Annotated in this window: 23 protein-coding genes; 16 read left to right on the top strand and 7 right to left on the bottom strand. The window is 72.0% G+C overall.

Annotation, left to right across the window (positions count from 1 at the left end):
- Positions 1-21: 21 nt before the first annotated feature.
- The 7 genes from CP970_RS11480 to CP970_RS11450 all read left to right on the top strand — a co-directional run bounded on the left by CP970_RS11480 (position 22) and on the right by CP970_RS11450 (position 5,481).
- Positions 22-891: a helix-turn-helix domain-containing protein gene (locus CP970_RS11480; RefSeq protein ID WP_150493253.1), complete on the top strand. Its 870-nt coding sequence runs from the start codon at positions 22-24 to the stop codon at positions 889-891.
- 117 nt (positions 892-1,008) lie between these two features.
- Entirely contained in the window at positions 1,009-2,490 is a 1,482-nt protein-coding gene (gene rimO / locus CP970_RS11475; RefSeq protein ID WP_055553889.1) for a 30S ribosomal protein S12 methylthiotransferase RimO, read from the top strand.
- Positions 2,487-3,170 carry a CDP-diacylglycerol--glycerol-3-phosphate 3-phosphatidyltransferase gene (gene pgsA, locus CP970_RS11470; RefSeq protein ID WP_055553887.1) on the top strand — a complete coding sequence of 228 codons (684 nt, stop codon included), beginning with the start codon at positions 2,487-2,489 and terminating at the stop codon, positions 3,168-3,170. Before rimO ends, pgsA begins: the two co-directional genes overlap by 4 nt.
- Complete coding sequence (locus CP970_RS11465; protein ID WP_224058375.1) at positions 3,167-3,748, top strand: CinA family protein; 582 nt, start codon at positions 3,167-3,169, stop codon at positions 3,746-3,748. Before pgsA ends, CP970_RS11465 begins: the two co-directional genes overlap by 4 nt.
- A 109-nt stretch (positions 3,749-3,857) precedes the next feature.
- Complete coding sequence (locus CP970_RS11460; RefSeq protein WP_055553884.1) at positions 3,858-4,229, top strand: helix-turn-helix domain-containing protein; 372 nt, start codon at positions 3,858-3,860, stop codon at positions 4,227-4,229.
- 189 nt (positions 4,230-4,418) lie between these two features.
- Positions 4,419-4,889 carry a Dps family protein gene (locus tag CP970_RS11455; RefSeq protein WP_055553882.1) on the top strand — a complete coding sequence of 157 codons (471 nt, stop codon included), beginning with the start codon at positions 4,419-4,421 and terminating at the stop codon, positions 4,887-4,889.
- A 235-nt stretch (positions 4,890-5,124) separates the two neighbouring features.
- The gene (locus tag CP970_RS11450) at positions 5,125-5,481 is read left to right on the top strand and encodes a hypothetical protein (protein WP_079043902.1); all 357 of its coding nucleotides are present in this window, start codon (positions 5,125-5,127) and stop codon (positions 5,479-5,481) included.
- Here the strand turns inward: CP970_RS11450 and CP970_RS11445 are convergent.
- From CP970_RS11445 to CP970_RS11435, 3 genes are all read right to left on the bottom strand, one after another.
- Positions 5,429-6,232, bottom strand: coding sequence for an SDR family NAD(P)-dependent oxidoreductase (locus CP970_RS11445; protein ID WP_150493251.1), 804 nt, complete (start codon positions 6,230-6,232; stop codon positions 5,429-5,431). The genes CP970_RS11450 and CP970_RS11445 overlap by 53 nt on opposite strands.
- 79 nt (positions 6,233-6,311) lie before the next feature.
- Complete coding sequence (locus CP970_RS11440) at positions 6,312-7,112, bottom strand: Fpg/Nei family DNA glycosylase (protein WP_150493249.1); 801 nt, start codon at positions 7,110-7,112, stop codon at positions 6,312-6,314.
- A gap of 50 nt (positions 7,113-7,162) precedes the next feature.
- Positions 7,163-11,836, bottom strand: a complete 4,674-nt coding sequence (locus CP970_RS11435) for an ATP-dependent helicase (RefSeq protein ID WP_055555080.1) — start codon at positions 11,834-11,836, stop codon at positions 7,163-7,165.
- 99 nt (positions 11,837-11,935) lie between these two features.
- On the opposite strand from CP970_RS11435, the gene CP970_RS11430 reads away from it, so the two are divergent.
- From CP970_RS11430 to CP970_RS11420, 3 genes are read left to right on the top strand one after another with little or no spacing between them, the layout of a single operon-like run.
- A complete protein-coding gene (locus CP970_RS11430) occupies positions 11,936-12,808 on the top strand; it encodes an AraC family transcriptional regulator (RefSeq protein ID WP_055555082.1) in 873 nt (290 codons plus the stop codon).
- 10 nt (positions 12,809-12,818) lie between these two features.
- Entirely contained in the window at positions 12,819-13,577 is a 759-nt protein-coding gene (locus tag CP970_RS11425) for an AzlC family ABC transporter permease (protein ID WP_055555084.1), read from the top strand.
- Positions 13,574-13,882, top strand: a complete 309-nt coding sequence (locus CP970_RS11420) for an AzlD domain-containing protein (RefSeq protein WP_055555086.1) — start codon at positions 13,574-13,576, stop codon at positions 13,880-13,882. Before CP970_RS11425 ends, CP970_RS11420 begins: the two co-directional genes overlap by 4 nt.
- Before the next feature lie 56 nt (positions 13,883-13,938).
- Here the strand turns inward: CP970_RS11420 and CP970_RS11410 are convergent, their stop codons facing one another.
- Positions 13,939-14,979: a hypothetical protein gene (locus CP970_RS11410; RefSeq protein ID WP_055555088.1), complete on the bottom strand. Its 1,041-nt coding sequence runs from the start codon at positions 14,977-14,979 to the stop codon at positions 13,939-13,941.
- 152 nt (positions 14,980-15,131) lie between these two features.
- On the opposite strand from CP970_RS11410, the gene murJ reads away from it, so the two are divergent.
- The 4 genes from murJ (at position 15,132) to CP970_RS11385 (ending at position 19,359) form a co-directional block, all read left to right on the top strand.
- Positions 15,132-16,793 (top strand): murein biosynthesis integral membrane protein MurJ, encoded by a 1,662-nt coding sequence (gene murJ / locus CP970_RS11405; RefSeq protein ID WP_169801293.1) that lies wholly within the window; start codon positions 15,132-15,134, stop codon positions 16,791-16,793.
- Between the two features lie 443 nt (positions 16,794-17,236).
- Positions 17,237-17,464: a hypothetical protein gene (locus CP970_RS11395; RefSeq protein WP_150493247.1), complete on the top strand. Its 228-nt coding sequence runs from the start codon at positions 17,237-17,239 to the stop codon at positions 17,462-17,464.
- Between the two features lie 284 nt (positions 17,465-17,748).
- The gene (locus tag CP970_RS11390) at positions 17,749-17,943 is read left to right on the top strand and encodes a DUF3046 domain-containing protein (RefSeq protein WP_055555096.1); all 195 of its coding nucleotides are present in this window, start codon (positions 17,749-17,751) and stop codon (positions 17,941-17,943) included.
- Positions 17,944-18,168: 225 nt separating this feature from the next.
- Positions 18,169-19,359 (top strand): AI-2E family transporter, encoded by a 1,191-nt coding sequence (locus CP970_RS11385; RefSeq protein WP_055555110.1) that lies wholly within the window; start codon positions 18,169-18,171, stop codon positions 19,357-19,359.
- Here CP970_RS11385 and CP970_RS11380 read toward each other — a convergent pair.
- The 3 genes from CP970_RS11380 to CP970_RS11370 all read right to left on the bottom strand — a co-directional run bounded on the left by CP970_RS11380 (position 19,353) and on the right by CP970_RS11370 (position 21,679).
- Positions 19,353-19,820: an SRPBCC family protein gene (locus CP970_RS11380; RefSeq protein WP_055555098.1), complete on the bottom strand. Its 468-nt coding sequence runs from the start codon at positions 19,818-19,820 to the stop codon at positions 19,353-19,355. The two genes, CP970_RS11385 and CP970_RS11380, sit on opposite strands and share 7 nt — an antisense overlap.
- Positions 19,808-20,704, bottom strand: a complete 897-nt coding sequence (locus tag CP970_RS11375) for an RNA polymerase sigma-70 factor (RefSeq protein ID WP_055555100.1) — start codon at positions 20,702-20,704, stop codon at positions 19,808-19,810. Before CP970_RS11375 ends, CP970_RS11380 begins: the two co-directional genes overlap by 13 nt.
- Before the next feature lie 120 nt (positions 20,705-20,824).
- Positions 20,825-21,679, bottom strand: a complete 855-nt coding sequence (locus CP970_RS11370) for a class I SAM-dependent methyltransferase (RefSeq protein ID WP_055555102.1) — start codon at positions 21,677-21,679, stop codon at positions 20,825-20,827.
- A 376-nt stretch (positions 21,680-22,055) separates the two neighbouring features.
- Between CP970_RS11370 and recA the strand changes: the two genes are divergently transcribed.
- Together recA and recX are read left to right on the top strand one after the other, a co-directional pair.
- Positions 22,056-23,177, top strand: a complete 1,122-nt coding sequence (recA, locus tag CP970_RS11365; RefSeq protein ID WP_055555104.1) for a recombinase RecA — start codon at positions 22,056-22,058, stop codon at positions 23,175-23,177.
- 3 nt (positions 23,178-23,180) lie between these two features.
- A complete protein-coding gene (gene recX, locus CP970_RS11360) occupies positions 23,181-23,945 on the top strand; it encodes a recombination regulator RecX (RefSeq protein ID WP_055555106.1) in 765 nt (254 codons plus the stop codon).
- Positions 23,946-23,983: the final 38 nt, after the last annotated feature.

The raw sequence follows: 23,983 nt of genomic DNA, 5'->3' as shown, positions 1-23,983 counted from the left end.
ACACGCTCGAAAGGCGCCCCCGTGTCCATCGGCAACTCCCCTGAAGACGACCGCCCTTCAGACGACCGCCTCGCGGACGAGATCCCTTCGGGTGACCGTCCGGCCGACGACCGGCCCTCGATCGGCCAGGTCCTGCAGCAGGCGCGCGTCGCCGCCGGCCTGACGGTCGACGAGGTCAGCTCGTCCACCCGCGTGCGCATTCCGATCGTGCACGCGATCGAACAGGACGACTTCTCGCGATGCGGCGGCGACGTGTACGCCCGCGGCCACATCAGAACCCTGGCGCGCGCCGCGGGCGTCGATCCGGCCCCGCTCCTCGCCCAGTACGACGAAGGGCACGGCGGACACCCGCCCGCCCCCACCCCGGCGGCGCCCCTCTTCGAGGCCGAGCGCATCCGGTCCGAGCCGCGGCGGCCCAACTGGACCGCCGCCATGGTCGCCGCGATCGTCGCGGTGATCGGTTTCGTCGGCTTCACCGCGTTCAGCGGCGGTGACGACGGCGACGGCTCGAAGTCGGTCGCCGAGGGCTCCACGCCCGCCCCCTCCAAGACCGCGGAGAAGCCCAAGCCCCACAAGCCCGCCGACCCCAAGCCCGACCCGTCCGACAGCGCCATCGCCGGTGTCCCGCGCGACAAGGTCACGGTCAAGGTCGACGCCGCGGACGGCCGCAGCTGGATCTCGGCGAAGGACCACAGCGGACGCACCCTCTTCGACGGCGTGCTCGAGCAGGGCCAGGCCAAGACGTTCCAGGACAAGCAGAAGATCGCCCTCGTCCTCGGCGACGCCGGTGCGATCCAGCTCTACGTGAACGGCAAGCAGGTCGACAACGAATTCGAACCCGGTCAGGTCGAGCGCCTCACGTACACCAAGGGCGACCCCGAGGTCGGCTGAGCGGCAGGTCAGGGCCGGGAGCGCCGGAAGGCCCGGTGACGCGGCGGTGGCCCGGGGCTGACCGCCGGGTAACCCTGGCGGCGGGTGCCGAGGCGGGGACGAAGTAGTCTTGAGACCATGCCCGAACGCCGTACTGTCGCCCTTGTCACTCTTGGCTGCGCCCGTAACGAGGTGGACTCGGAGGAGCTCGCAGGCCGCTTGGAGGCGGACGGCTGGCAGCTCGTCGAGGACGCCGAGGACGCGGACGTAGCCGTCGTCAACACCTGTGGTTTCGTCGAGGCCGCCAAGAAGGACTCCGTCGACGCCCTCCTCGAAGCCAATGACCTCAAGGGGCACGGCAGGACGCAGGCCGTCGTCGCGGTCGGCTGCATGGCCGAGCGGTACGGCAAGGAGCTCGCCGACGCGCTGCCCGAGGCCGACGGCGTGCTCGGATTCGACGACTACTCCGACATCTCCAACCGCCTGAACACCATCCTCAGCGGTGGCAGCGTCGAGGCGCACACCCCGCGCGACCGGCGCAAGCTGCTGCCGATCAGCCCGGCCGAGCGACAGGACGCCCAGGCGGCCGTCGCGCTTCCCGGCCACGCGTCCGTCGAGCCCGCGGTCATCCCGCAGGACCTGCCCGAGGGCGTCGCGCCCGCTTCCGGGCCGCGCGCACCACTGCGCCGCCGCCTGGGCAGCAACCCCGTCGCCTCCGTGAAGCTGGCCTCCGGCTGCGACCGGCGCTGCTCCTTCTGCGCCATCCCTTCCTTCCGCGGCTCCTTCATCTCGCGCCGTCCCTCCGACGTGCTCGGTGAGACCCGCTGGCTCGCCGAGCAGGGCGTCAAGGAGGTCATGCTCGTCTCCGAGAACAACACCTCGTACGGCAAGGACCTCGGCGACATCCGGCTCCTGGAGACGCTGCTCCCCGAGCTCGCGGCCGTCGACGGCATCGAGCGGGTCCGCGTCAGCTACCTGCAGCCCGCCGAGATGCGGCCCGGCCTGATCGACGTGCTCACGTCGACCGAGAAGGTCGCCCCCTACTTCGACCTGTCCTTCCAGCACTCCGCCCCGGGCGTGCTGCGCGCCATGCGCCGCTTCGGGGACACCGACCGCTTCCTGGAGCTCCTGGAGACCATCAGGTCCAAGGCGCCGCAGGCCGGTGTGCGGTCCAACTTCATCGTGGGCTTCCCCGGTGAGAGCGAGGCCGACCTGGCGGAGCTCGAGCGGTTCCTGACGGGCGCGCGACTGGATGCCATCGGCGTCTTCGGATACTCCGACGAGGAGGGCACCGAAGCCGCGACATACGAGGAGAAGCTCGACCAGGACGTCGTCGACGCGCGCCTCGCGCACATCGCGCGGCTCGCGGAGGAGCTCACCTCGCAGCGCGCGGACGAGCGGCTCGGCGAGAGCGTCGAGGTCCTCGTGGAGTCCCTCGACGAGGAGGAAGGCCCGCTCGGCAGGGCCGCGCACCAGGCCCCGGAGACGGACGGCCAGATCCGCTTGACGGGCGCCACGGGTGGGGCCGGTCTCGAGGTCGGTCGTATGGTCGTGGCAAAGGTCGTCGGCACGGAGGGCGTGGACTTGGTGGCTGAGTGTCTAGAGGAGGCCGGCAGATGACCGGAGTCCCGGCATCCGCGTCTGGCGGCTCCGGCGCGCAGCCGGTGCGCGGCGGGAAGCTGGGCGCTGCGGCCGTCAACCAGGCCAGCCTGTGGAACGTCGCGAATCTGCTGACGATGGTCCGGCTGCTGCTCGTGCCGGGCTTCGTGATGCTGCTCCTCGGCAACGGCGGGTACGACCCGGCGTGGCGTGCCTTCGCTTGGGCCGCCTTCGCCGTCGCCATGATCACCGACCTCTTCGACGGCCATCTGGCGCGCACGTACAACCTGGTCACGGACTTCGGGAAGATCGCCGATCCGATCGCCGACAAAGCGATCATGGGCGCCGCGCTGATCTGTCTGTCCTGGCTCGGGGACCTGCCCTGGTGGGTGACCGGGGTCATTCTCGGGCGTGAGCTCGGGATCACGCTGCTGCGGTTCTGGGTGATCCGCTATGGAGTCATTCCGGCCAGTCGCGGCGGCAAGATGAAGACGCTCGCGCAGGGCACGGCCGTCGGGATGTACGTCCTGGCGCTGACCGGGCCGCTCGCGACGCTGCGGTTCTGGGTGATGGCGGTCGCCGTGGTGCTGACCGTGGTGACCGGGCTCGACTACGTGAAGCAGGCCGTGGTGCTGCGCAGGCAGGGCATGGCCCAGGCGCGGGAGTCCGCCGTCGAGGCGGCCGAGGAGGCCGCGAAGTGACGTCCCCCGGGCTCTCGGCCACCGCGGTGTCGGCGAGCGGGCTGCTGCGTCTGCTGGCCGCGCGGGGCGAGACGCTCGCCGTGGCGGAGTCGCTGACCGGGGGCCTGGTGGCCGCCGAGATCACGGCGGCGCCCGGGGCTTCGAAGGTCTTCCGGGGGTCCGTCACCGCCTACGCCACCGACCTCAAGCGGGACGTGCTGGGCGTCGACGGCACTCTGCTGGCCGAGCGCGGGGCCGTGGACCCGGAGGTCGCGCGGCAGATGGCGGACGGTGTGCGCAAGGTGCTCGGCGCGGACTGGGGGATCGCGACCACCGGCGTCGCGGGCCCGGATCCGCAGGACGGGCAGGCCGTCGGGACCGTGTATCTGGCGATCGCGGGTCCGGATGTCGAAGGCATGCGCGGTTACGCCGATGGCGGAGCCGAGGGGAAAGTGACCGCCCCACGGTTGAACGGCGACCGTTCGGAAATTCGTATGGAGAGTGTACGGAGCGTGCTCACACTGCTTCTCGAGCGGCTCTCCGGCGAACGTGCCGAGAATGGGCGGGCACAGGATACGGAACAGAACGGGGGGAATTGATGTTTGCAGCCCTGAGTGAACACGACATCGCTCCCCGCACGGCCGCCGCGCGAGGCGGTACGGTGGGGCGTGAAGGATGCGGCTACGCGGTCCGAGGAGGGAGCCACCGATGATTCTGCTCCGTCGCCTGCTGGGTGACGTGCTGCGTCGGCAGCGCCAGCGCCAGGGCCGTACTCTGCGCGAAGTCTCCTCGTCCGCCCGAGTCTCGCTCGGCTATCTCTCCGAGGTGGAGCGGGGGCAGAAGGAGGCATCCTCCGAACTGCTTTCCGCGATCTGCGACGCGCTTGACGTACGGATGTCCGAGCTCATGCGTGAAGTGAGCGATGAACTGTCGCTCGCCGAGCTGGCTGCGTCTGCAGCAGCGGAACCGGTGCGCGCACCGGTTCGCCCGATGCTCAATTCCGTCTCCGTGGCCGGTGTGCCACCGGAACGGGTAACGATCAAGGCGCCCGCGGAGGCGGTGGACGTCGTCGCCGCGTGATGTCGCGCTGATGGTGTTCGCTCCCTGAGCGCTCATGTTGGTGAAAGCCCTGGCCGGGTAACCGGCCAGGGCTTTCGTGTTTCCATACGGGCGGAAGCGCACGAAAGTACCCCGAAGTGACCTATATGGCTCTTATATGCCATGGTTGGTGGGGATTTCTCTTGTTCGTGGATGAGTTGGAGGAGACAGATGTACGTCGTGAAGAGCCCGCTGTCCGACGCGGATCTCAAGACGGTCTCGGAGGCGCTGCAGGGCGCGCTCGTGGACCTGGTCGACCTGTCGCTGGTGGCCAAGCAGATCCACTGGAACGTGGTCGGCCCGCGCTTCCGCTCCGTGCACCTTCAGCTCGACGAGGTCGTGGACACGGCCAGGCTGCACTCCGACACCGTCGCGGAGCGCGCCTCGACGCTGGGCGTATCGCCCGACGGCCGCGCCGTCACGGTGGCGCGGACCAGCGGCATCGGCACGGTCGGGGACGGCTGGGTCAAGGACGCGGACGCGGTGGGGACGCTCGTGGACGCGCTCGGCGCCGTGATCACGCGGATGCGCGAGCGGGTCGGGGCGACCGGTGACGCGGACCCGGTCAGCCAGGACATCTTCATCGGGATCACGGCCGACCTGGAGAAGCACCACTGGATGTTCCAGGCGGAGAACAGCTGACGGCAGGTGCGGGCCCGCGGGCGTGGGAGCGCCGCGGGGGAGCGAGGGGGCGCCCTCGTGCGGTACGGGGGTGACCCCGTGTCGTGCGGGGGCGCTTCTGTTCGCCGTGATGCCTCCGGTGGCCTCGGTACGCCCTCCCGTGGGGTGAAGCGGGACGTTTAGCGTTTTACGTCGATCCCAGGTCGGGCGGGAGGTGGCAGTCGTGGCAGCAGCCGTGAGCGGGGCGGCGGCCGTGATGTGGCGTCTGGCGCGCTGGCTGCCCGCTCTGGGGCTCGGCGCGCTGTGGTGGTGGGGCGTGCTGAGGCTCGCCCTCGCGCCCGACGCGGGAGTGCTCGAGGGCGCGGTCGCGGCCGGGGGCTGGGGGCTGAGCGTGCTTCCCGTGCACTGTGTGTCGAAGGCGCGGGCGGCCGGTGTGGCGAGGCCCGGGGGCCGGCGGCATGCCCGGCGGCCGGACGGTGCGCTGCGGTGGCCCGGGGAGCGTACGGCCGCGAGGTGCCGGGCCCGCGTGGTGTCGGCGGCGGGGCGGCTGCGGGGGCAGGTCACCACGGCATGGCGACGCCGCCGTTCGGGCGGAGGATCTGACCGGTCGTGAAGGCCGAGGCGTCGGACGCCAGGTGCAGTACGGCGTGCGCGATGTCGGCCGGTTCGCCGACGCGGCCCAGGGGGGACATGCGGGCCATGAATCCCTCGGTGTGGGTCTGCGCCTCGGCGTCGTGCCGGTGGGTCATGGGGGTGCGGATCCAGCCCGGCGCCACGGCGTTGACGCGGATGCCGTGGGGGCCCACTTCGGTGGCGAGGGTCTTGGTGAGCTGGACGACGGCTGCCTTGGCCGCGCCGTAGCAGAGGAGGCCGGGACCGCCGGTGTCCACGGCGCCGGAGGCCATGGTGATGATGCTGCCCTTGGTGCCGACGGTGTGGGTGGTGGGCGTGGCGGCTTTGAGCATGGTGCGGGCCGCTGCCTGACAGGCGTACAGGACGCCCTTGAAGTTGATGTTCAGGACGCGGTCGAGGTCCTCGTCGGTGGTCTCCAGGACCGGGCTGCTGTGCATGATTCCGGCGATGGCCGCCATGATGTCGAGGCGGCCGCCGGATGCTTCCGCCGCGGCGGCCACGGCCTCGTCGACCTGCGCCCTGTCGGACACGTCCAGCGGGTGGATGTGGGCGGTGCCGCCGCTCTCCTTGATGAGCGCGGCGGTCTCGTGGAGTCCCTGGGGGTCGCGGTCGGCGCAGTGGACGGTGGCGCCCGCCTCCGCGAGGAGCAGGGCCGAGGCGCGGCCGATGCCACTGGCGGCGCCGGTGAGGAAAGCGGTGCGTCCGGTGAGGTCGTACGCCTTGAGGGACATGACGGGACGGTACGGCGGGATCTGACGGGGCGTCAACTGGCTTGGTGAGATGGGTTGGTGCGGTGCGTTGGTGCGGGTCTCAGGGGGTGGGGCCCTGCTGGCAGGTGGGGCACCAGTACGTGGGGCGGCTGCGGGAGCCGTCGCCCTGTTCGGCGGTACGCACGGGGGTGCCGCAGCGCAGACAGGGGCGGGGCGCGCGGCCGTAGACGTACAGGCGCTGGTCGGGGCGGGGGCGGCCGGTGGTGGTGCGCGAGGGGCGGTCGCGGTTGGCCTCCAGGAGCTTCTTGGCGAGGACCGGCAGGCGGGCGGCCGTGTCTTCGGGGAGCTCGCCCACGGGGAGCCAGGGGGTGACACCGAGTACGAAACAGAGCTCGCTCTTGTAGATGTTGCCGATGCCCGCGAGATTCCGCTGGTCCAGGAGGGCTTCGCCGAGCGGGCGGTCGGGGGCCGCGAGGAGGTTGGCGAGGGCGCGGTCGGGATTCCAGTCGGGGCCGAGGAGGTCGGGGCCCAGGTGGCCCACGGCCTTGTGCTCGTCGGTGGTGCGGAGCAGTTCGAGCACGGGCAGGCGGTAGCCGACGGCGATGTGCTCGGGGTTGCCGATGATCGCCCGGATCTGGTGCCCGGGGCCACCTCGCCAGCGCTCGCCCGGGGCGTACACGCGCCACGAGCCGTCCATGCGGAGGTGGGAGTGCAGGGTGAGCCCGCCCTCGACGCGGGTGAGGAGGTGCTTGCCGCGCGGGGTCACGTCCAGGACGGCACGCCCGGTGAGGTCGACCGTCGCGAGCTTGGGGACGCGCAGGTCGGAGCGGGTGATGCTGCGCCCGGCAAGCGCGGCGTGCAGCCGCCGGGCCGCCTGGTGGACGGTGTCTCCTTCGGGCATGGGTTCAGGGTGGCACGGCGGGGAGTCGTGTGCCCTGTGCGTGTGCGGGGTCAGGCGCGTAGGCGTAGGCCGCGGGGTGTGGCGTGGAAGCCGGAGCCTTCCAGGAGGGGGGCGAAGGGGGAGGTCAGGGCGGAGGTGCCGTTGACGCGCTCGACGGTGACCGTGCCGAGTGAGCCCGCGCGGGCCGCGGTGGCCAGGGCTTCGGCGGCGGCGTGCAGGCGGGGGTCCTCGTCGATCGGGCTCTCCGGAGTGGCGGGCCAGGCCAGGAGGGTCTTGCCGCCCCGCTCCATGTAGAGGGTCAGTTCTCCGTCGACCAGGACGACCAGGGAGCCTGCCTTGCGGCCCGGCTTGTGGCCCGCGTCGTTCGGCGGCTCGGGCCAGGGCAGGGCCGCGCCGTAGGCATTGGCCGGGTCGGCGGCGGCGAGGATGACGGCGGACTGGGTGCCGGAGGAGAGTGAACCGTCCGTCCGCTCCCGGGAGTTCGCCGTGGCGCGCAGGCGGTCCACCGCGCCGTCCATCGCGAACTGGGCGGCGCCGAGGCCTTCGACGACATAGCCGCGGCGCGCCTGGCCGCTGTCCTCGAACGCCGAAAGGACGCGGTACGTCGCCGAGAAGCCGCCCTCGACGCCTTCGGCCGCCACCGCGCCCCGGGTGACCACGCCGTGGCGGTCGAGGAGGGTGCGGGCCAGTGCGTGGGCGCGCAGGGTGGGGTCGGGTTCGCGCAGGGGGAGCAGGGACCAGCGGCCCGCGACCGTCGGGGGGCCGGTGCGGGAAGCGGGTCGGGCGGCGGCGGTCAGGCTGCCGTAGCGCCCGCGCGGGATGCTGCGTTTGGCGCGGTGGGCCGTGGCGCCCGCGGTGCGGCCCGAGCCGAGGAGCGAGCGCATCGGGGCGAGCGTGTCGTTCGTGAGCCGTCCCGACCAGGTCAGGTCCCAGACCGCGTCGGCCAGTTGGGGATCGGTGGCGTCCGGGTGGGTGGTGGCGCGGACCTGGTCGGCGATCTGGCGGAAGAAGAGGCCGTAGCCCCCGGAGAGGGCGTCCAGGACGGACTGGTGCAGCGCGGTGAGCTCCAGGGGGTGCGGGGGCGGCAGGAGCAGGGGCGCGGCGTCGGCCAGGTAGAGGGAGACCCAGCCGTCCTTTCCCGGCAGGGATCCCGCACCGGCCCAGACCACCTCGCCCGCCGCGGTGAGTTCGTCGAGCATCGCGGGGGCGTACCCCGAGACGCGGGAGGGCAGCACGAGCTTCTCCAGGGCGGAGGCGGGGACGGTCGCGCCCTGGAGCTGCTCGATGGCCCGCACCAGGCCGTCGACACCGCGCAGGCCGTGTCCGCCCAGGTGCTGCCACTGGGGCAGGAACTGGGCGAGTGCGGCCGGTGGCACCGGCTCCAGTTCGTGCCGCAGGGCCGCGAGCGAGCGGCGGCGCAGTCGGCGCAGGACCGCCGCGTCACACCACTCCTGGCCGATGCCCGCCGGGTGGAACTCTCCTTGTACGACGCGGCCGTTCGCCGCGAGGCGTTGCAGCGCGCCCTCCGTGACCGCCGCGCCGAGGCCGAAGCGGGCGGCCGCGGCGGCTGACGTGAAGGGGCCGTGCGTACGCGCGAAGCGGGCGAGGAGGTCGCCGAGCGGGTCCTTGACCGGCTCCGTGAAGGCCTCGGGCACGCCCACGGGCAGCGCCGTGCCGAGGGCGTCGCGCAGGCGGCCCGCGTCCTCGATCGCCGCCCAGTGGTCGGTCCCGGCGATCCTGACCCGGATGGCGCGGCGGGCCGATGACAGCTCCTCGGCCCACTCCGGCTCGGCGCCGCGCTCGGCCAACTCGCCCTCGGTGAGAGGGCCGAGGAGCCGCAGCAGGTCGGCGACGCCCTCGGCGTCCTTGGCGCGGCGGTCCTCCGTACGCCACTGGAGCTCCTGCTCGAGCTCCGTGAGGACGTCCGCGTCGAGCAGCTCGCGCAGCTCCGCCTGGCCGAGCAGCTCGGCGAGCAGCCGGGAGTCCAGGGAGAGGGCCGCCGCCCGCCGCTCGGCGAGGGGGGAGTCGCCCTCGTACAGGAACTGCGCCACGTATCCGAAGAGGAGCGAGCGGGCGAAGGGGGAGGGCTCGGGGGTGGTGACCTCGACGAGGCGGACGCGGCGGGACTCGATGTCCCCCATCAGTTCCGTGAGGCCCGGTACGTCGAAGACGTCCTGGAGGCACTCCCTGACCGCTTCGAGGACGATCGGGAACGAACCGAACTCGCTGGCCACTTCGAGCAGTTGAGCGGCGCGCTGGCGCTGCTGCCAGAGCGGGGTGCGCTTGCCGGGGCTGCGGCGCGGAAGCAGCAGCGCGCGGGCGGCGCACTCGCGAAAGCGCGAGGCGAACAGGGCCGAGCCGCCCACCTGGTCGGTGACGATCTGGTGGACCTCGCCCTTGTCGAAGGCGACGTCGCCCGCGCCGATGGGTGCCTTCTCTGCGTCGTACTCCATGGAGGGCGCGCTCGGCTCCTGGTCGAGCAGGTCAAGGCCCATCAGGTCGGCGTCGGGCAGGCGCAGCACGATGCCGTCGTCGGCGTGCATGACCTGCGCGTCCATGCCGTACCGCTCGGTGAGGCGGGCGCCGAGCGCGAGGGCCCAAGGGGCGTGCACCTGGGCGCCGAAGGGGGAGTGCACGACGACGCGCCAGTCGCCCAGCTCGTCGCGGAACCGTTCGACGACGATCGTGCGGTCGTCCGGGATGTGGCCGCAGGCCTCACGCTGCTCGGCGAGGTACGTCAGGACGTTGTCCGCGGCCCAGGCGTCCAGGCCCGCGGCGAGGAGACGCGCGCGTGCCCGCTCCTGCGGGAGCGCCCCGACCTCCCGGAGGAACGCGCCGAGGGCCCGCCCCAGTTCGAGGGGGCGCCCCAGCTGGTCGCCCTTCCAGAAGGGGAGCCGACCGGGGACACCGGGGGCGGGGGAGACGAGCACGCGATCGCGTGTGATGTCCTCGATGCGCCAGGAACTCGTGCCCAGGGTGAAGACGTCGCCCACCCGGGACTCGTACACCATCTCCTCGTCGAGCTCTCCGACGCGGCCGCCGCCCTTCTTGGGGTCGGCGCCCGCGAGGAAGACTCCGAAGAGGCCGCGGTCGGGAATCGTGCCCCCGGAGGTGACGGCGAGGCGCTGTGCGCCCGGGCGGCCGGTGACCGTGCCCGCGACGCGGTCCCAGACCACGCGCGGGCGCAACTCGGCGAAGGCGTCGGAGGGATAGCGGCCCGCCAGCATGTCGAGGACCGCCGTGAACGCGGACTCCGGGAGAGAGGCGAAGGAGGCGGCCCCGCGGACCGTGGCAAGGAGGTCGTCGACCTGCCAGGTGTCCAGCGCGACCATCGCGACCAGCTGCTGGGCCAGTACGTCCAGAGGGTTGGCGGGGACGCGGAGCGACTCGATGGCGCCGGTGCGCATGCGTTCGGTGACGACGGCGGCCTGGACCAGGTCGCCCCGGTACTTGGGGAAGACGACTCCCGTGGAGACCGCGCCCACCTGGTGGCCCGCCCGGCCCACGCGCTGCAGCCCGGAGGCGACGGACGGCGGCGACTCGACCTGCACGACCAGGTCGACCGCGCCCATGTCGATGCCCAGCTCCAGGCTGGACGTGGCGACCACGGCGGGCAGCCTGCCCGCCTTGAGGTCCTCCTCGACCTGCGCCCGCTGCTCCTTGGAGACCGAGCCGTGGTGGGCGCGGGCCAGGACGGGCGGGGCGCCCTTGGCGGCGCCCGACTCGGCCATCAGCTCCGCGGGGGAGTGGTCTTCGGGGAGCGCCTCGCCGGTCGCCCGCTCGTACGCGATCTCGTTCAGGCGGTTGCACAGGCGCTCCGCGAGGCGGCGGGAGTTGGCGAAGACGATCGTCGAGCGGTGCGCCTGGACGAGGTCGGTGATGCGCTCCTCGACGTGCGGCCAGATCGAGGGGCGCTCGGCGCCCTCTTCGGAGTCGGCGACCGGGGAGCCGCCCAGCTCGGCGAGGTCCTCGACGGGGACGACCACCGACAGGTCGAACTCCTTGCCGGACGGCGGCTGGACGATCTCCACCTTGCGCTGCGGGGAGAGGTAGCGCGCCACCTCGTCCACCGGCCGCACGGTCGCGGAGAGGCCGATGCGGCGCGCGGGCCTCGGCAGCAGCTGGTCGAGCCGCTCCAGGGACAGGGCGAGGTGGGCGCCGCGCTTGGTGCCCGCGACCGCGTGCACCTCGTCCAGGATGATCGTCTCGATGCCGGTCAGCGCGTCCCGCGCGGCGGACGTCAGCATCAGGAAGAGCGACTCGGGCGTGGTGATCAGGATGTCCGGCGGCCTGGTCGACAGGGCTCGGCGCTCGGCGGCCGGGGTGTCGCCCGAGCGGATGCCGACCCGTACCTCGGGCTCCGGCAGGCCGAGGCGCACCGACTCCTGGCGGATGCCGGTCAGCGGACTGCGCAGATTGCGCTCCACGTCGACCGCGAGGGCCTTCAGCGGCGACACGTAGAGCACCCGGCAGCGCTTCTTGGGGTCGGCGGGCGGCGGGGTCGAGGCCAGCTGGTCCAGCGCGGCGAGGAACGCGGCCAGGGTCTTGCCGGAGCCGGTCGGCGCGACGACCAGCACGTCGGAGCCCTCGGCGATCGCCTGCCACGCCCCTGCCTGGGCGTCGGTGGGCGCGGAGAAGGCACCGGTGAACCAGCCGCGGGTCGCGGGCGAGAACCCGGCGAGAGCGGCGTGGGCGCTGGGGGCGCTGGGCGCGGACCTGACCATGCCCCCATCGTGCACCCCACCACTGACAACACCCCTGACAACCGCGTCCACCTGCGAAATCACGGTGAGCACAAGGGCCCGGACGCGCAGAATGGGGGCATGGCGGGTTCGGCGGAGCAGGCACGGCACTGGCGGTACGCCGAGCTGCCCGGCGTCGACCTGCTGCAGGCCCGCTACATCCACAAGACGTTCGTCCGGCACACCCATGAGCACTTCGTGATCGCCGCGATCGCCGAGGGCGTCGACGTCTTCCAGCACGGCGGCGGCGAGCAGGCCGCGGGGCCGGGCGCCCTCGCCCTGATCAATCCCGACACCGCGCACACGGGCCGGGCCGGTGTGCCCGAGGGCTGGCGGTACGGGGCGGTCTACCCGGCGCCCGAGCTGGTCTCCGCCATCGCCGCGGAGACCACCGGCATCCGCGGCACCCCCGGTTTCGTCCGTCCGGTGCTCGACGATCCGTACGCCGTGGCCCTGGTCCACCGGGTGCTGCGGGCCGCGGAGGAGGGCAACGCGCTCGCCGCCGACACCGTGCTGCGGATGGCGGTGACCCGGCTGCTGCGGCAGAACGGCGGGCGCCTGCCGCAGCGGACCGTGCGCACCGCGGGCGCGCGCACGGCGGCACGCGCGCGTGCCGTCCTGGAGCAGCGGCTCGTCGCTCCGCCGAGCCTGGAGCAGCTCGCCACCGAGCTCGGAACCGGCCCCTTCGCCCTGCTGCGCGCCTTCCGCGAGGCCTATGGAATGCCGCCGCACGCCTGGCTCACCGACGCGCGGGTGCGCCGGGCACGTGGCCTCCTGGACGCGGGCACGCCGCCCGCGGAGGCGGCCGTCGCCGTGGGCTTCACCGACCAGCCGCACCTCAACCGGCACTTCACCCGGATCGTCGGGGTGCCCCCTGGGGCGTACCAGCGCGAGCGCAGGGGCGTCGTACGCGAGCGCAAGAACGTACAAGACCCGGCAGTCGCCCCCTCGTAGCGTCCGGGGCGTGGCAGAACAGACAGTCCCGTCGGACGCGGGCGAACTCGCGCAACCGAAGCCGGAACCGAAGCCGGAACCGAAACCGGACGCGGCCGTCGTCCGTGACGGGCTCGGCGTCGGAGTCGCCGTCGGGCTCTCCGGCTTCGCCTTCGGAGTGACCTCGGCGGGCAGCGGCCTCACCGTGCCGCAGACGTGCGTGCTCAGCCTGCTGGTGTTCACCGGAGCCTCGCAGTTCGCCCTGGTCGGCGCGCTCGTGGGCGGCGGGAACCCGTTCACCGCCGCCGCGGGTGCCTTCTTCCTCGGCGTGCGCAACGCCTTCTACGGGCTGCGGCTCTCGCAGTTGCTGGCCCTCCCGCGCGCGGTACGGCCGTTCGCCGCGCACTGGGTCATCGACGAGACCACGGCGGTCACCCTCGCCCAGCCCACCCGCCGCAGCGCCCGCATCGGCTTCACCGTCACCGGGATCAGCCTCTACGTGCTGTGGAACCTCACCACGCTCCTCGGCGCGCTGGGCGCCGAGGCGATCGGTGACACCGACGCGTGGGGGCTCGACGCGGCGGGGCCCGCGGTCTTCCTCGCGCTGCTCGCGCCGATGCTGCGTACGACGAGGGAGCGCGCGGCCGCGGCCTTGGCCGTCGTCCTGGGGCTCGGTCTGCTGCCCGTACTGCCCGGCGGAGTTCCGGTCCTGGTGGCGGCCCTCGCGGCGCCGGTCGTGCTCTACGTAGAGGGCCGCTCGGCACGGGCGGCACGGGAGGAACTCCGTTGAGCACCTGGATCGCTATCGGTCTGACCTTCGTCGGCTGCTACCTCGTCAAGCTCGCCGGACTGCTGGTGCCCGCGGGCGCGCTGGAGCGGCCGCTCGTCAGACGGCTGGCAGCCCTGCTTCCCGTGGCCCTCCTGGCGGCGCTCACGGCCCAACAGGCCTTCGCCGACGGGCGGGAGCTCGTCCTGGACGCCAAGGCGGCGGGGCTCGCCGCGGCGGCCGTGGCGCTGTTGCTGCGCGCGCCGTTCCTCGTGGTCATCGCGGCGGCGGTCGCCGTCACGGCGGGGGTGCGGGCGTTGACGGGCTGACGCGGCCGCTGACGGGCCGAGGGGAGGGGCAGGGGGGGGGAGGCGCCCGTCGGCCCTCAGTCGATGGACCGTCCGTATGCCCGCAGGGTGCGCAGCGCCTCGATGGTCACGATCGGGCGTGCCTCCAGGGCCGTGCCGGGCGCCCACTGCCGCCAGCGGACGGGCCAGCCGCCGTCGGCCCGCTGGTCCCGTTCGAGGAAGTCCAGCGAGCGTTCCATCTCGTCGTCGGTGAACCACGCGCGCGCGAGGGACTCGGGGGTCTTCGCGAAGTCGTGCGGGAAGTGGTGCTCGCCCGGCGCGTAACCGGCCGCCACCGGGTAGGCGTCCAGGTCCGTCGGATCCAGTGCCGCGATGCGCTGCTCGCGCACGAGGCGGCCGAGCCGGTCGGCCGCCGCCTGGGCGCGGGGGCGGTCGGGCGCGCCGTCGAGGAAGGCGACGGCCGCCTGCACTTCGTACGGATGTGACTTCTCGAGCGCCTCGACGGCCGCCCAGCAGAAGTCCGTGGCGCGGAACAGCCAGGCGTGCCAGACCTCGTTGTGGTGCAGCAGGCCCACCACGGGGCCGGTGGCGAGGAGTTCACTGGGCGGATCGTCCAGGATCGGGACGAACGGCGCCGAGGGATAGCCGCGTTGGCTGGGATGGATCGCCGGAAGGGCACCGTCCGGCGTCGACACGGACGTCAGATAGCGGCACACGCGCTCCACCCGCTGCCCGCCGCAGCGCCCGATCGAGTCCAGGACGCGCAGCGCGTGCCCGGTGTGCAGCGGCTGGCTGACGGGCCCGCGCAGGTCGGGTTCCAGCGCGTAGCCGTACCCGCCGTCCCCGGTGGCATAGGCGGTCAGGGCGGCCTCCACCGCGTCGGCGGCCTGGTCGCCGCCGGTGTCTGTGGAGCTTGCGGTGCCTGCGGTGCCTGCGGCTGTGGTGCCTGAGGCTGTGGTGCCCGTGGTGCCTGCGTTGCCTCGGGGAAAGTGGTACGCGAACCGTCGCTGTTCGAGGACGCGCGCGGTGAGCCAGACGAACTGCTCGGCGCGGGCGACCGGGGAGAGCGCCGCGTCGGGCGAGGGCACGGGGTCGGGGGATGCTCCGGTTTCGGCCATGCTCCGACCGTAGGACGGAAAGCGTTCTCGGCAAGCCCCCTGGGACGGGCTGCACTCTCAGGGGCGCGATACGGGAGGCATGGGGTTGACGGCTGCGCGTGATCTTCAGGCCGTAGGTTGGGCCCATGACGGAGGGGACGCGGACCGGGGCGATGACGCGGTCACGGAGAAAGCAGCGGCGAGGGCGGCACGCCGCGCCGAAGTCGGACGGGGGCAAGGGCGGGTTAATGCGCTCGTCCCTGTTGATGGCGGCGGGGACGTTGGTGTCCCGGGCGACCGGGCTGATCAGACTGGTCCCGCAGGGTGCGGCGCTGGGAACCGGGCTGCTCGCCACCACGTACAACCAGGCCAACACCGTGCCGACCAGCCTGTACTTCCTGTTCATCGGCGGGGCGCTCAATTCCGTGCTCGTGCCGCAGCTGGTACGGGCGCGGATCGAGCAGCCGGACGGCGGCAGGGCGTTCGAGCAGCGCCTGGTCACCCTCGTCCTGTGTGTGCTGGGCATCGGCACGGCGCTGGCGGTCTGGGCGGCGCCGCAGATGATCAGCCTCTACCAGAGCGATACGCCCGACAACCATGAGGCGTTCGAGCTGACCGTGACGTTCGCCCGGTTCCTGCTGCCGCAGATCTTCTTCTACGGACTGTTCAGCATCCTGGGCCAAGTCCTCAACGCCCGGAACCGGTTCGGGGCGATGATGTGGACTCCCGTCCTCAACAACGTCGTCCTGGTCGCGGTGTTCGGCATCTACATCGGGCTCATGACGGTGCCGGACCGGGTGCAGGACATCACGCGGACCCAGGTGACGCTCCTCGGGGTCGGCACGACGCTCGCGCTGGCCGTCCAGGGACTCGCCCTGATCCCCTTCGTCCGCGCGGCGGGCTTCCGCTTCCGCCCCCGCTTCGACTGGCGCGGCACGGGCCTGCGCAAGAGCGTCAGCGCGGCTCGCTGGACGCTGCTCTTCGTCCTGGCCAACCTGGTGGCCAGTACGGTCGTGACCCGGTACGCCTCGGCAGCCGACCAGGCACTGCCGAAGGACGGCGTGGGCTTCACCGCCTACTCCAACGCGCAGACGATCTGGATGCTGCCCCAGGCGATCATCACGGTCTCCCTGGTCACCGCCTTGCTGCCGCGGATGAGCCGGGCCGTCGCCGAACGGCGCCTGGACGACGTGCGCGGCGACCTGTCCCGGGCGCTGCGGATCAGCGGGGTCGTCATCGTTCCCGCCGCCTTCTTCTTCCTCGCCTTCGGACCGCAGACAGCACAGTTGCTGTTCGCTCACGGTGCCGCCGACGCGGCCGCCGCCCGGCCCCTCGGCCACATGCTCCAGGCCTTCGGGCTCGGCCTGATCCCCTTCTCCGCGCAGTACCTGCTGCTGCGCGGCTTCTACGCCTTCGAGGACACCCGTACGCCGTTCTGGACGGCCGTATGGATCAGCGCCGTCAACATTGCCCTGGCCACCGGGTGCCATCTGCTGCTGCCCGCTCGCTGGGCGGTCACCGGGATGGCGGCCGCGTATGCCGCCTCGTACGCCACCGGCCTGCTCATCACCGCCCTACGCCTGCGAAGGCGCCTGGAGGGCCGCCTCGACGGCAAACGCCTGTGCCGTACCTACGGCAAACTGACGGTCTCCGCCGCGACAGCCGGTGCGTTCGGCTGGCTCGTCGCCCGCGTCTGTGCCATGAACCTGGCGACGGAAACCTGGGCTCTCGCGCTGACCCTGGCCGCGGGCGGCGTCACGATGGCGCTCCTGTTCCTGCTCCTTGCCCGTGTCCTCAGGATCAGCGAGCTGCGGACCTTGCCGGGACTGAGGTGACGACGCCACCGGGACCGGTCGACGTCATCAGGCGCGCCACTGCTGGTCGGGCAGGAAGCGCACGTCGTACCGTTCGGGGACCGAGTCGAACCTGTCGTGTTCCGGGATCAGCGGCTGGGGCGGCAGGCCGTGCCGTTCGGTGGGTGCACTGAGGTTTTCGAAGAACCGCTCGAAGAAGTCGCCGGGGGTGAGCAGCTTCTCCTGCTGTACGCCTTCGGTGCCCTCTACGAAGAGTCGGACCGCGCCCTGGGTGACGTAGAAGACCTCGTGTGTGTCGGTGTGCTCGTGGGCCGGTATGAGGTCGCCCTCGGGGTGAGGCTGCCGCCTGAGTCCACCACCGCCGACTTCCGACGAGGGGTGAGGTGCCCGGGGCCGGGAGCGGGGCGGGCGCCCGCCGTGGGAACGCGTTGCTGCGGCGGCGGGCCTTTCGCTATGCCGCGATCGTGCCCGCCTCTTCCATGCCCGCCGGCGTCTCCTTGGTCGCCGACAACCAGCCCCTCACGCCCATCGTCAACACCCTGTGCGGTCTTCTGATGGGCACGGAGATCGGCGACGACGGCATCATCGCCATCGCCTGGTGCGTCGGCATCGTCCTGGTCGGCTACTTCTGGTCGAAGCGTCCCTTCAGCCGGAACTCCACCGCTCCCGTCGCGGCCGTCGCGACCAAGTAACGCTCACCGCCTCCCGAGTGGTGTGCCCCCCGCCGCCCCTCGGGCCAAGGCCCCCACCGCCGCCGCGACGTCCGTCCTGTCCGTCACCTTCGGTTCGCACATCGCGGCGGGCATGTCACCGCACCGGCGCCTCTCGGTAGCATCGAGGCCATGACAGACGATCTCCCGGAACCCGCCCGCCGTGGTGAGCTGCTCGTCTCTCAAGAGCCGAGAGCGCCGCAAGCTGAAGCGCGATCAGTCACGCTGATCAACAGGTAGGGCAGAGTGAGTGTGGAGCGGATTGCATGCGGTTGACGGTTTTCTGGCAGCGGATGGCGGCTCACTTCGGAGCGGGGTACGCCGATTCCTTCGCGCGCGATCACGTGATGGCGGAGCTCGGCGGACGTACGGTCAATGAGGCGCTGGACGCGGGCTGGGAGGCCAAGGACGTCTGGCGCGCGGTCTGCGCGGCGATGGACGTACCGGCCGAAAAGCGCTGACTCCGGGAGGGTCGGGTCGCGGTGGGGCCGCGGTAGGGCGCCCCACGCGCGCGTGGGGCGGGTGTCGACCGACGAGGGTGGCGGCCGAATGTCGTCGGAGTGGGCGAGACTGGCACCGTGGCACCCACCGACGAGACCGCGCAGGTCACCCAGAGCACCGCTTCACTCGGCACGACGCCGCCCACGCAGCCCCCCACCGGGGCCGATGCGGGCCGTGGCGCCCGCATGCCGCGCTGGCTGCCCCGGGCCATGGTGCTTGCCCTCACGCTCATCGCCTGTTTCCAGCTCGGCAGTTGGGCCTTCCACCAGCTGACCGGTCTGTTGATCAACGTATTGATCGCGTTCTTCCTGGCGCTCGCGGTCGAGCCCGCGGTGAGCTGGATGGCCGCGCGCGGGCTGCGCAGGGGCTTCGCCACCTTCCTCGTCTTCCTGAGCGTCGTGATCGCGAGCGCGGGCTTCATCACGTTGATGGGATCCATGCTCGCGGGCCAGATCGTGGACATGGTCGAGGATTTCCCCGACTACCTCGACAAGGTCATCAGCTGGATCAACCAGACCTTCCACACGGACCTCTCCCGCGTCGAGGTCCAGGACAGCCTGGTCCACTCCGACTGGTTGCAGAAGTACGTGCAGAACAGCGCCAGCGGCGTCCTGGACGTCTCCGCACAGGTCCTCGGCGGTCTCTTCCAGCTCCTGACGATCCTGCTCTTCTCGTTCTACTTCGCGGCCGACGGGCCCCGACTGCGCCGCGCCCTGTGCTCGGTGCTGCCGCCCGCCAGGCAGGCCGAGGTGCTGCGGGCCTGGGAGATCGCGGTCGACAAGACCGGCGGCTATCTGTACTCGCGCGGCCTGATGGCGCTGATCTCCGGGATCGCGCACTACATCCTGCTCCAGGCGCTCGGCGTGCCCTACGCGCCCGTGCTCGCCGTCTGGGTGGGCCTGGTCTCCCAGTTCATCCCGACCATCGGCACGTACCTGGCGGGCGCCCTGCCGATGCTGATCGCCTTCACGGTCGACCCCTGGTACGCGCTCTGGGTGCTGGTCTTCGTCGTGGTCTACCAGCAGTTCGAGAACTACGTGCTGCAGCCCAAGCTCACCGCCAAGAGCGTGGACATCCACCCGGCGGTCGCCTTCGGATCCGTCATCGCGGGCACCGCGCTGCTCGGCGCGGTCGGGGCGCTCATCGCCATCCCGGCCGTCGCGACGCTGCAGGCGTTCCTCGGGGCGTACGTGAAGCGGTACGACGTCACGGACGACCCCCGGGTCCACGGGCACCGGCGCCGGGGCGGAGCGCCCTTCGTCGCGCGCGTGCGGCGCGCCCTGCGCGGGCCGAACCATCCGGCGGCCCCGGCGGAGTCCGAGACCGGGCCGCGGACGGACGGATCCCGGCCGGACGGACCGGACAGCCGTCAGTAGGAGTTCCTGGGCGCGGCAGTGCGCGTCAGGGCCGTGTCGGCGGCTTTGAGGATGGCGCCGAAGGTGCGGGTGATGACCGGCCGCGCGAGGCGCCTGGTGAGGAACGGGCCGAGCAGCGGGACGGGGATCTCGGCGCGGGTGGTCCAGCACACCCGGGTGCCCCCGTCGACCTCGGTGAAGGTCATGCGGCCGAGTTCGTGCCGCGACGGCGGCAGGCTGCGCTCCACGACGTACTCCGTGGCGTACGGCGGGTCGTACCGCGTGATGCGCTCCTTGAACCAGCCGATCAGCCAGAGGTGATCGCGCACGGCGCCCACTCCGTAGGGTGCGCCTTCGCCGTGCCTGGCCAGGCGGCAGCGGAGCACCAGGGGCGAGCTCGTGTAGTGGGTGGTCGTGGTGAGCCAGGTGAACACGTCCTCGACCGGGGCGGCGATGACGCGTTCCACCGTCATGGTTTCCATGTCCCGTGACCTCCTCTGTCGAGCGGGAGCACCGCATCGGTGCGGTGCAGCTTGTCCGGGTTGCGCACTCCGTAGAGGCCGGTGATCCGTCCGTCGTGGATCTCGAACGCGACCAGCCAGTCGAGTACGCCGTCGGTGACGAACCGGGCCGCGGGCATGCCGTTGTACGTGGCGGGTTCGGCGCGCGTCGCCGGAGTGGTGCTCCGGATCACGCCTAGGACGAACCGAGCGACATCGGCGCGGCCGGTGATCGGACGGCGGGCGGCGACGACCTTCCCGCCGCCGTCGGAGATCTGGACGACGTCGGGCGCCAGCAGGTCCATCAGGGACTGGATCTCGCCGGTCGCCGCCGCGCGCAGGAACCGCTGGACGATCTCTCGTCCGGCATCGGAGTCCGGCTCGAAACGGCGCCGCCGCGCGTGGACGTGCCGACGGGCACGGTGGGCGATCTGCCGTACGGCGACCTCGCTCCTGCCGACCGACGAGGCGATCTCGCCGTGGGTGTAGCCGAAGACGTCGTGCAGCACGAACACCGCGCGCTCGGTCGGATTCAGCGTCTCCAGGACGAGCATCATGGCCATCGACACCGACTCGGCGAGGATCGCGTCCTCGCTCACCTCCGGCGCGGTACGGATCGGCTCGGGCAGCCACGTGCCGACGTACTCCTCGCGCCGTGCCCGCACCGCGCGCAGGTGGTTGAGGGACTGCCGGGTCACCACACGGACCAGGTACGCGCGCGCGTGCTCCACGCTCTCCTGGTCCACCGCGCTCCAGCGCAGGTAGCTCTCCTGCAGCACGTCCTCGGCGTCGGAGGCGCTGCCCACGATCTCGTACGCGATGGTGAACAGCAGCGGACGGTGCTCGTTGAAGGCGTCCTCAGCCATGGCTCGGCCCTCCCGCGCGCGCGTGTCGGCGTCTCGGCATCACACCCGGCTCCTCTCTTCGGCCGCCCATCGAGACACCGCGGACCGGCGAACCGTGACAGTCGGCAGGTGTGATTCAGTTCACAAGGTGGATTCGGGAGGGTCTTTGCGCCAGACGACGGCCTCGGTGCTCGGCCGACGCTCGGAGAAGCGGCCCGAAAGGGATGCCGCCTTCAGCAGTCGGCGCAGGTCCGCCTCGAAGGCGTCGCGGTGCGCGCCGAACAGGTGCGGGGTGGATGACGACAGCGAGAACACCGCCGCGACGACGTCGTCGACGGTGCGCTCAAGCGCCTGGCCTGCGGGCACGGCGAGGCGCCGGGGGCCGTGGAGGCCCGCCCTGGCGAACACCGCGGCCTCGCCGCCCGGCGTCCCGTGCGGGAGCACGCCGCGACCGGCCCGCCGGACGGGACCCAGATACCGCCGCACCAGTTCCCCGATCGCCTCCTGGGGCACCGCCGGATGCGGCAGGCCGACTACGGAGAGGTCCTCTGTCTTCAGGTCCGAGATGTGCACCAGTGCTCCACCGGGCCGGAGCATGTCCCTGACCGTCGCCGCCACCAGATCGCGGTCCATCCAGTGGAAGGACTGCGCGAAGGTCACGACGGTGAACGTGCCGAGACCCGCGGGCAGTTCCTCGGCCCGGATCCGTACCCAGCGCGTTCTGTCGGCCACTCCCGCCGCGGCGGCGTCGCGCGCGGCCTCGGTGAGCATCCCGCTGTCCGGGTCCACGCCGACGACCTCGCCGAACGAGTGCGCGAGGGTCAGCGCGACGGTGCCCGGTCCGCAGCCCACGTCGAGCAGGCGCCCCCGGCCGTCGAGCGCCAGGGCCTCCGTGAGGGCGTCGGCCAGGCCGGGGGCGTAGGGGAGCCGACCGCGCCGGTAGTGGGCGGCCGCGCCCGAGAAGAGGCTCTCGTCCCACTCCCAGTCGGTGTCCATGACTGTTCACCGTCCTTGGTGTGCTTGGTGTTGCGTGGTGCCCTTCGGGTCCGTCGGCGTCCGTCAGTATGCGTGGTGGCGGGGCCCGCGCGGGGCGGTCCTGCCCCGGCGCGGGGTCCGGGTGAGCCCGTCGGGTGAGGGTGCCGACGCGCAGCGTGGTGCGCTTGACACTAAAATCGAACATCCATTCTCATGGGGTGTCCGGCGGCGATTTTCCGGGGCTGGGCGGGCGGATCCCTGCGAGGCTCCGGAGGATTTCGATGAGGGATTGCCTCGAGTTATCCACAGGCTGGACGGGCGTCGGGGCGGATTGTCAGTGGCAGGCGTTAGCGTCTTTGACGTGAAGCGATCGACTCAAGCAAATCGGGTGGAACCCATGGCAGGAACCGACCGCGAGAAGGCGCTCGACGCCGCGCTCGCACAGATTGAACGGCAGTTCGGCAAGGGCGCAGTGATGCGCATGGGTGAGCGGCCGAATGAGCCCATCGAGGTCATCCCCACCGGGTCGACCGCGCTCGACGTCGCGCTCGGCGTCGGCGGCATCCCCCGCGGCCGTGTGGTGGAGGTGTACGGACCGGAGTCCTCCGGTAAGACGACGCTGACGCTGCACGCCGTGGCGAACGCACAGCGCGCGGGCGGCGCCGTCGCCTTCGTGGACGCGGAGCACGCCCTCGACCCCGAGTACGCGAAGAAGCTCGGCGTGGACATCGACAACCTCATCCTGTCCCAGCCGGACAACGGCGAGCAGGCACTCGAGATCGTCGACATGCTGGTCCGCTCCGGCGCCCTCGACCTGATCGTCATCGACTCCGTCGCCGCCCTGGTGCCGCGCGCGGAGATCGAGGGCGAGATGGGCGACTCGCACGTGGGCCTCCAGGCCCGCCTGATGAGCCAGGCGCTCCGGAAGATCACCAGCGCGCTCAACCAGTCCAAGACCACCGCGATCTTCATCAACCAGCTCCGCGAGAAGATCGGCGTGATGTTCGGCTCCCCGGAGACCACGACCGGTGGCCGCGCGCTGAAGTTCTACGCCTCGGTGCGGCTCGACATCCGACGCATCGAGACCCTCAAGGACGGCACGGACGCGGTCGGCAACCGCACCCGCGTCAAGGTCGTCAAGAACAAGGTCGCGCCGCCCTTCAAGCAGGCCGAGTTCGACATCCTCTACGGCCACGGCATCAGCCGCGAGGGCGGCCTGATCGACATGGGCGTGGAGCACGGCTTCGTCCGCAAGGCCGGCGCCTGGTACACGTACGAGGGCGACCAGCTCGGCCAGGGCAAGGAGAACTCCCGCAACTTCCTGAAGGACAACCCCGACCTCGCCAACGAGATCGAGAGGAAGATCAAGGAGAAGCTGGGTGTCGGTGTGAAGCCGGAAGCCGCGGCTGCCGAGCCGGGCGCGGACGCCGCGGGCACGGCACCGGCCGAGGACGCCGCCAAGTCGGTGCCCGCACCGGCGGCCAAGGCCACCAAGAAGGCCGCGGCGGTCAAGAGCTAGTCCGTGACGCGACGAACCGACTGGGCGGACCACACCGCCCCCGAAAGCCGCCCCGGCACCGCGGGGCGGGGCCACGGGGGCGGTGTGGAGCAGGGTGACCACGGCCAGGGCGGCGGCTATGGAGAGGACGGCTTCGGAGAGGGCGGCTTCGGGGACGACGGCGGTCGCAAGGGCGGCCGACGGCGTCGGCGGCGCGGCGGCTTCGACGGCCACCAGGACAGCGGCCCCCCTTCCTCGTCGAGGGCCGAGAAGGGGGAGCCGCCCAAGGGGGATCCGGCTGAGCGGGCGAAGGCGATCTGCCTGCGGCTGCTCACCGGAACCCCTCGCACGCGCAAGCAGTTGGCGGACGCGCTGCGCAAGCGGGAGATCCCCGATGAGGTGGCGGAAGAAGTGCTCTCCCGCTTCGAAGAGGTCGGTCTGATCAACGACAGCGCTTTCGCGGACGCCTGGGTGGAGTCCCGGCACCACGGCCGGGGCCTGGCCCGACGGGCACTCGCGCGGGAGCTGCGCACCAAGGGCGTGGACTCCACGCTGATCGACGAGGCCGTGGGGCAGCTCGACTCCGAGCAGGAGGAGGAGACCGCGCGCGAGCTGGTCGCCCGGAAGCTCCGCTCCACGCGGGGCCTCGACCGCGACAAGCGCCTGCGCCGCCTCGCGGGCATGCTCGCCCGCAAGGGCTACTCGGAGGGCATGGCACTCCGCGTGGTCCGCCAGGCCCTGGAAGAAGAGGGCGAGGAAACCGAGGACTTGGGATACGAGGCGTTCTGACCGGGCCGCTCCCACGGGGGTGGGGCGGCCCGCGACGA

It is taken from the genome of Streptomyces kanamyceticus (genome assembly GCF_008704495.1).
Lineage (GTDB): Bacteria > Actinomycetota > Actinomycetes > Streptomycetales > Streptomycetaceae > Streptomyces > Streptomyces kanamyceticus.
Note: the sequence above shows the minus strand (reverse complement) of the source record. Positions and strands in the feature narration are given on the sequence as shown.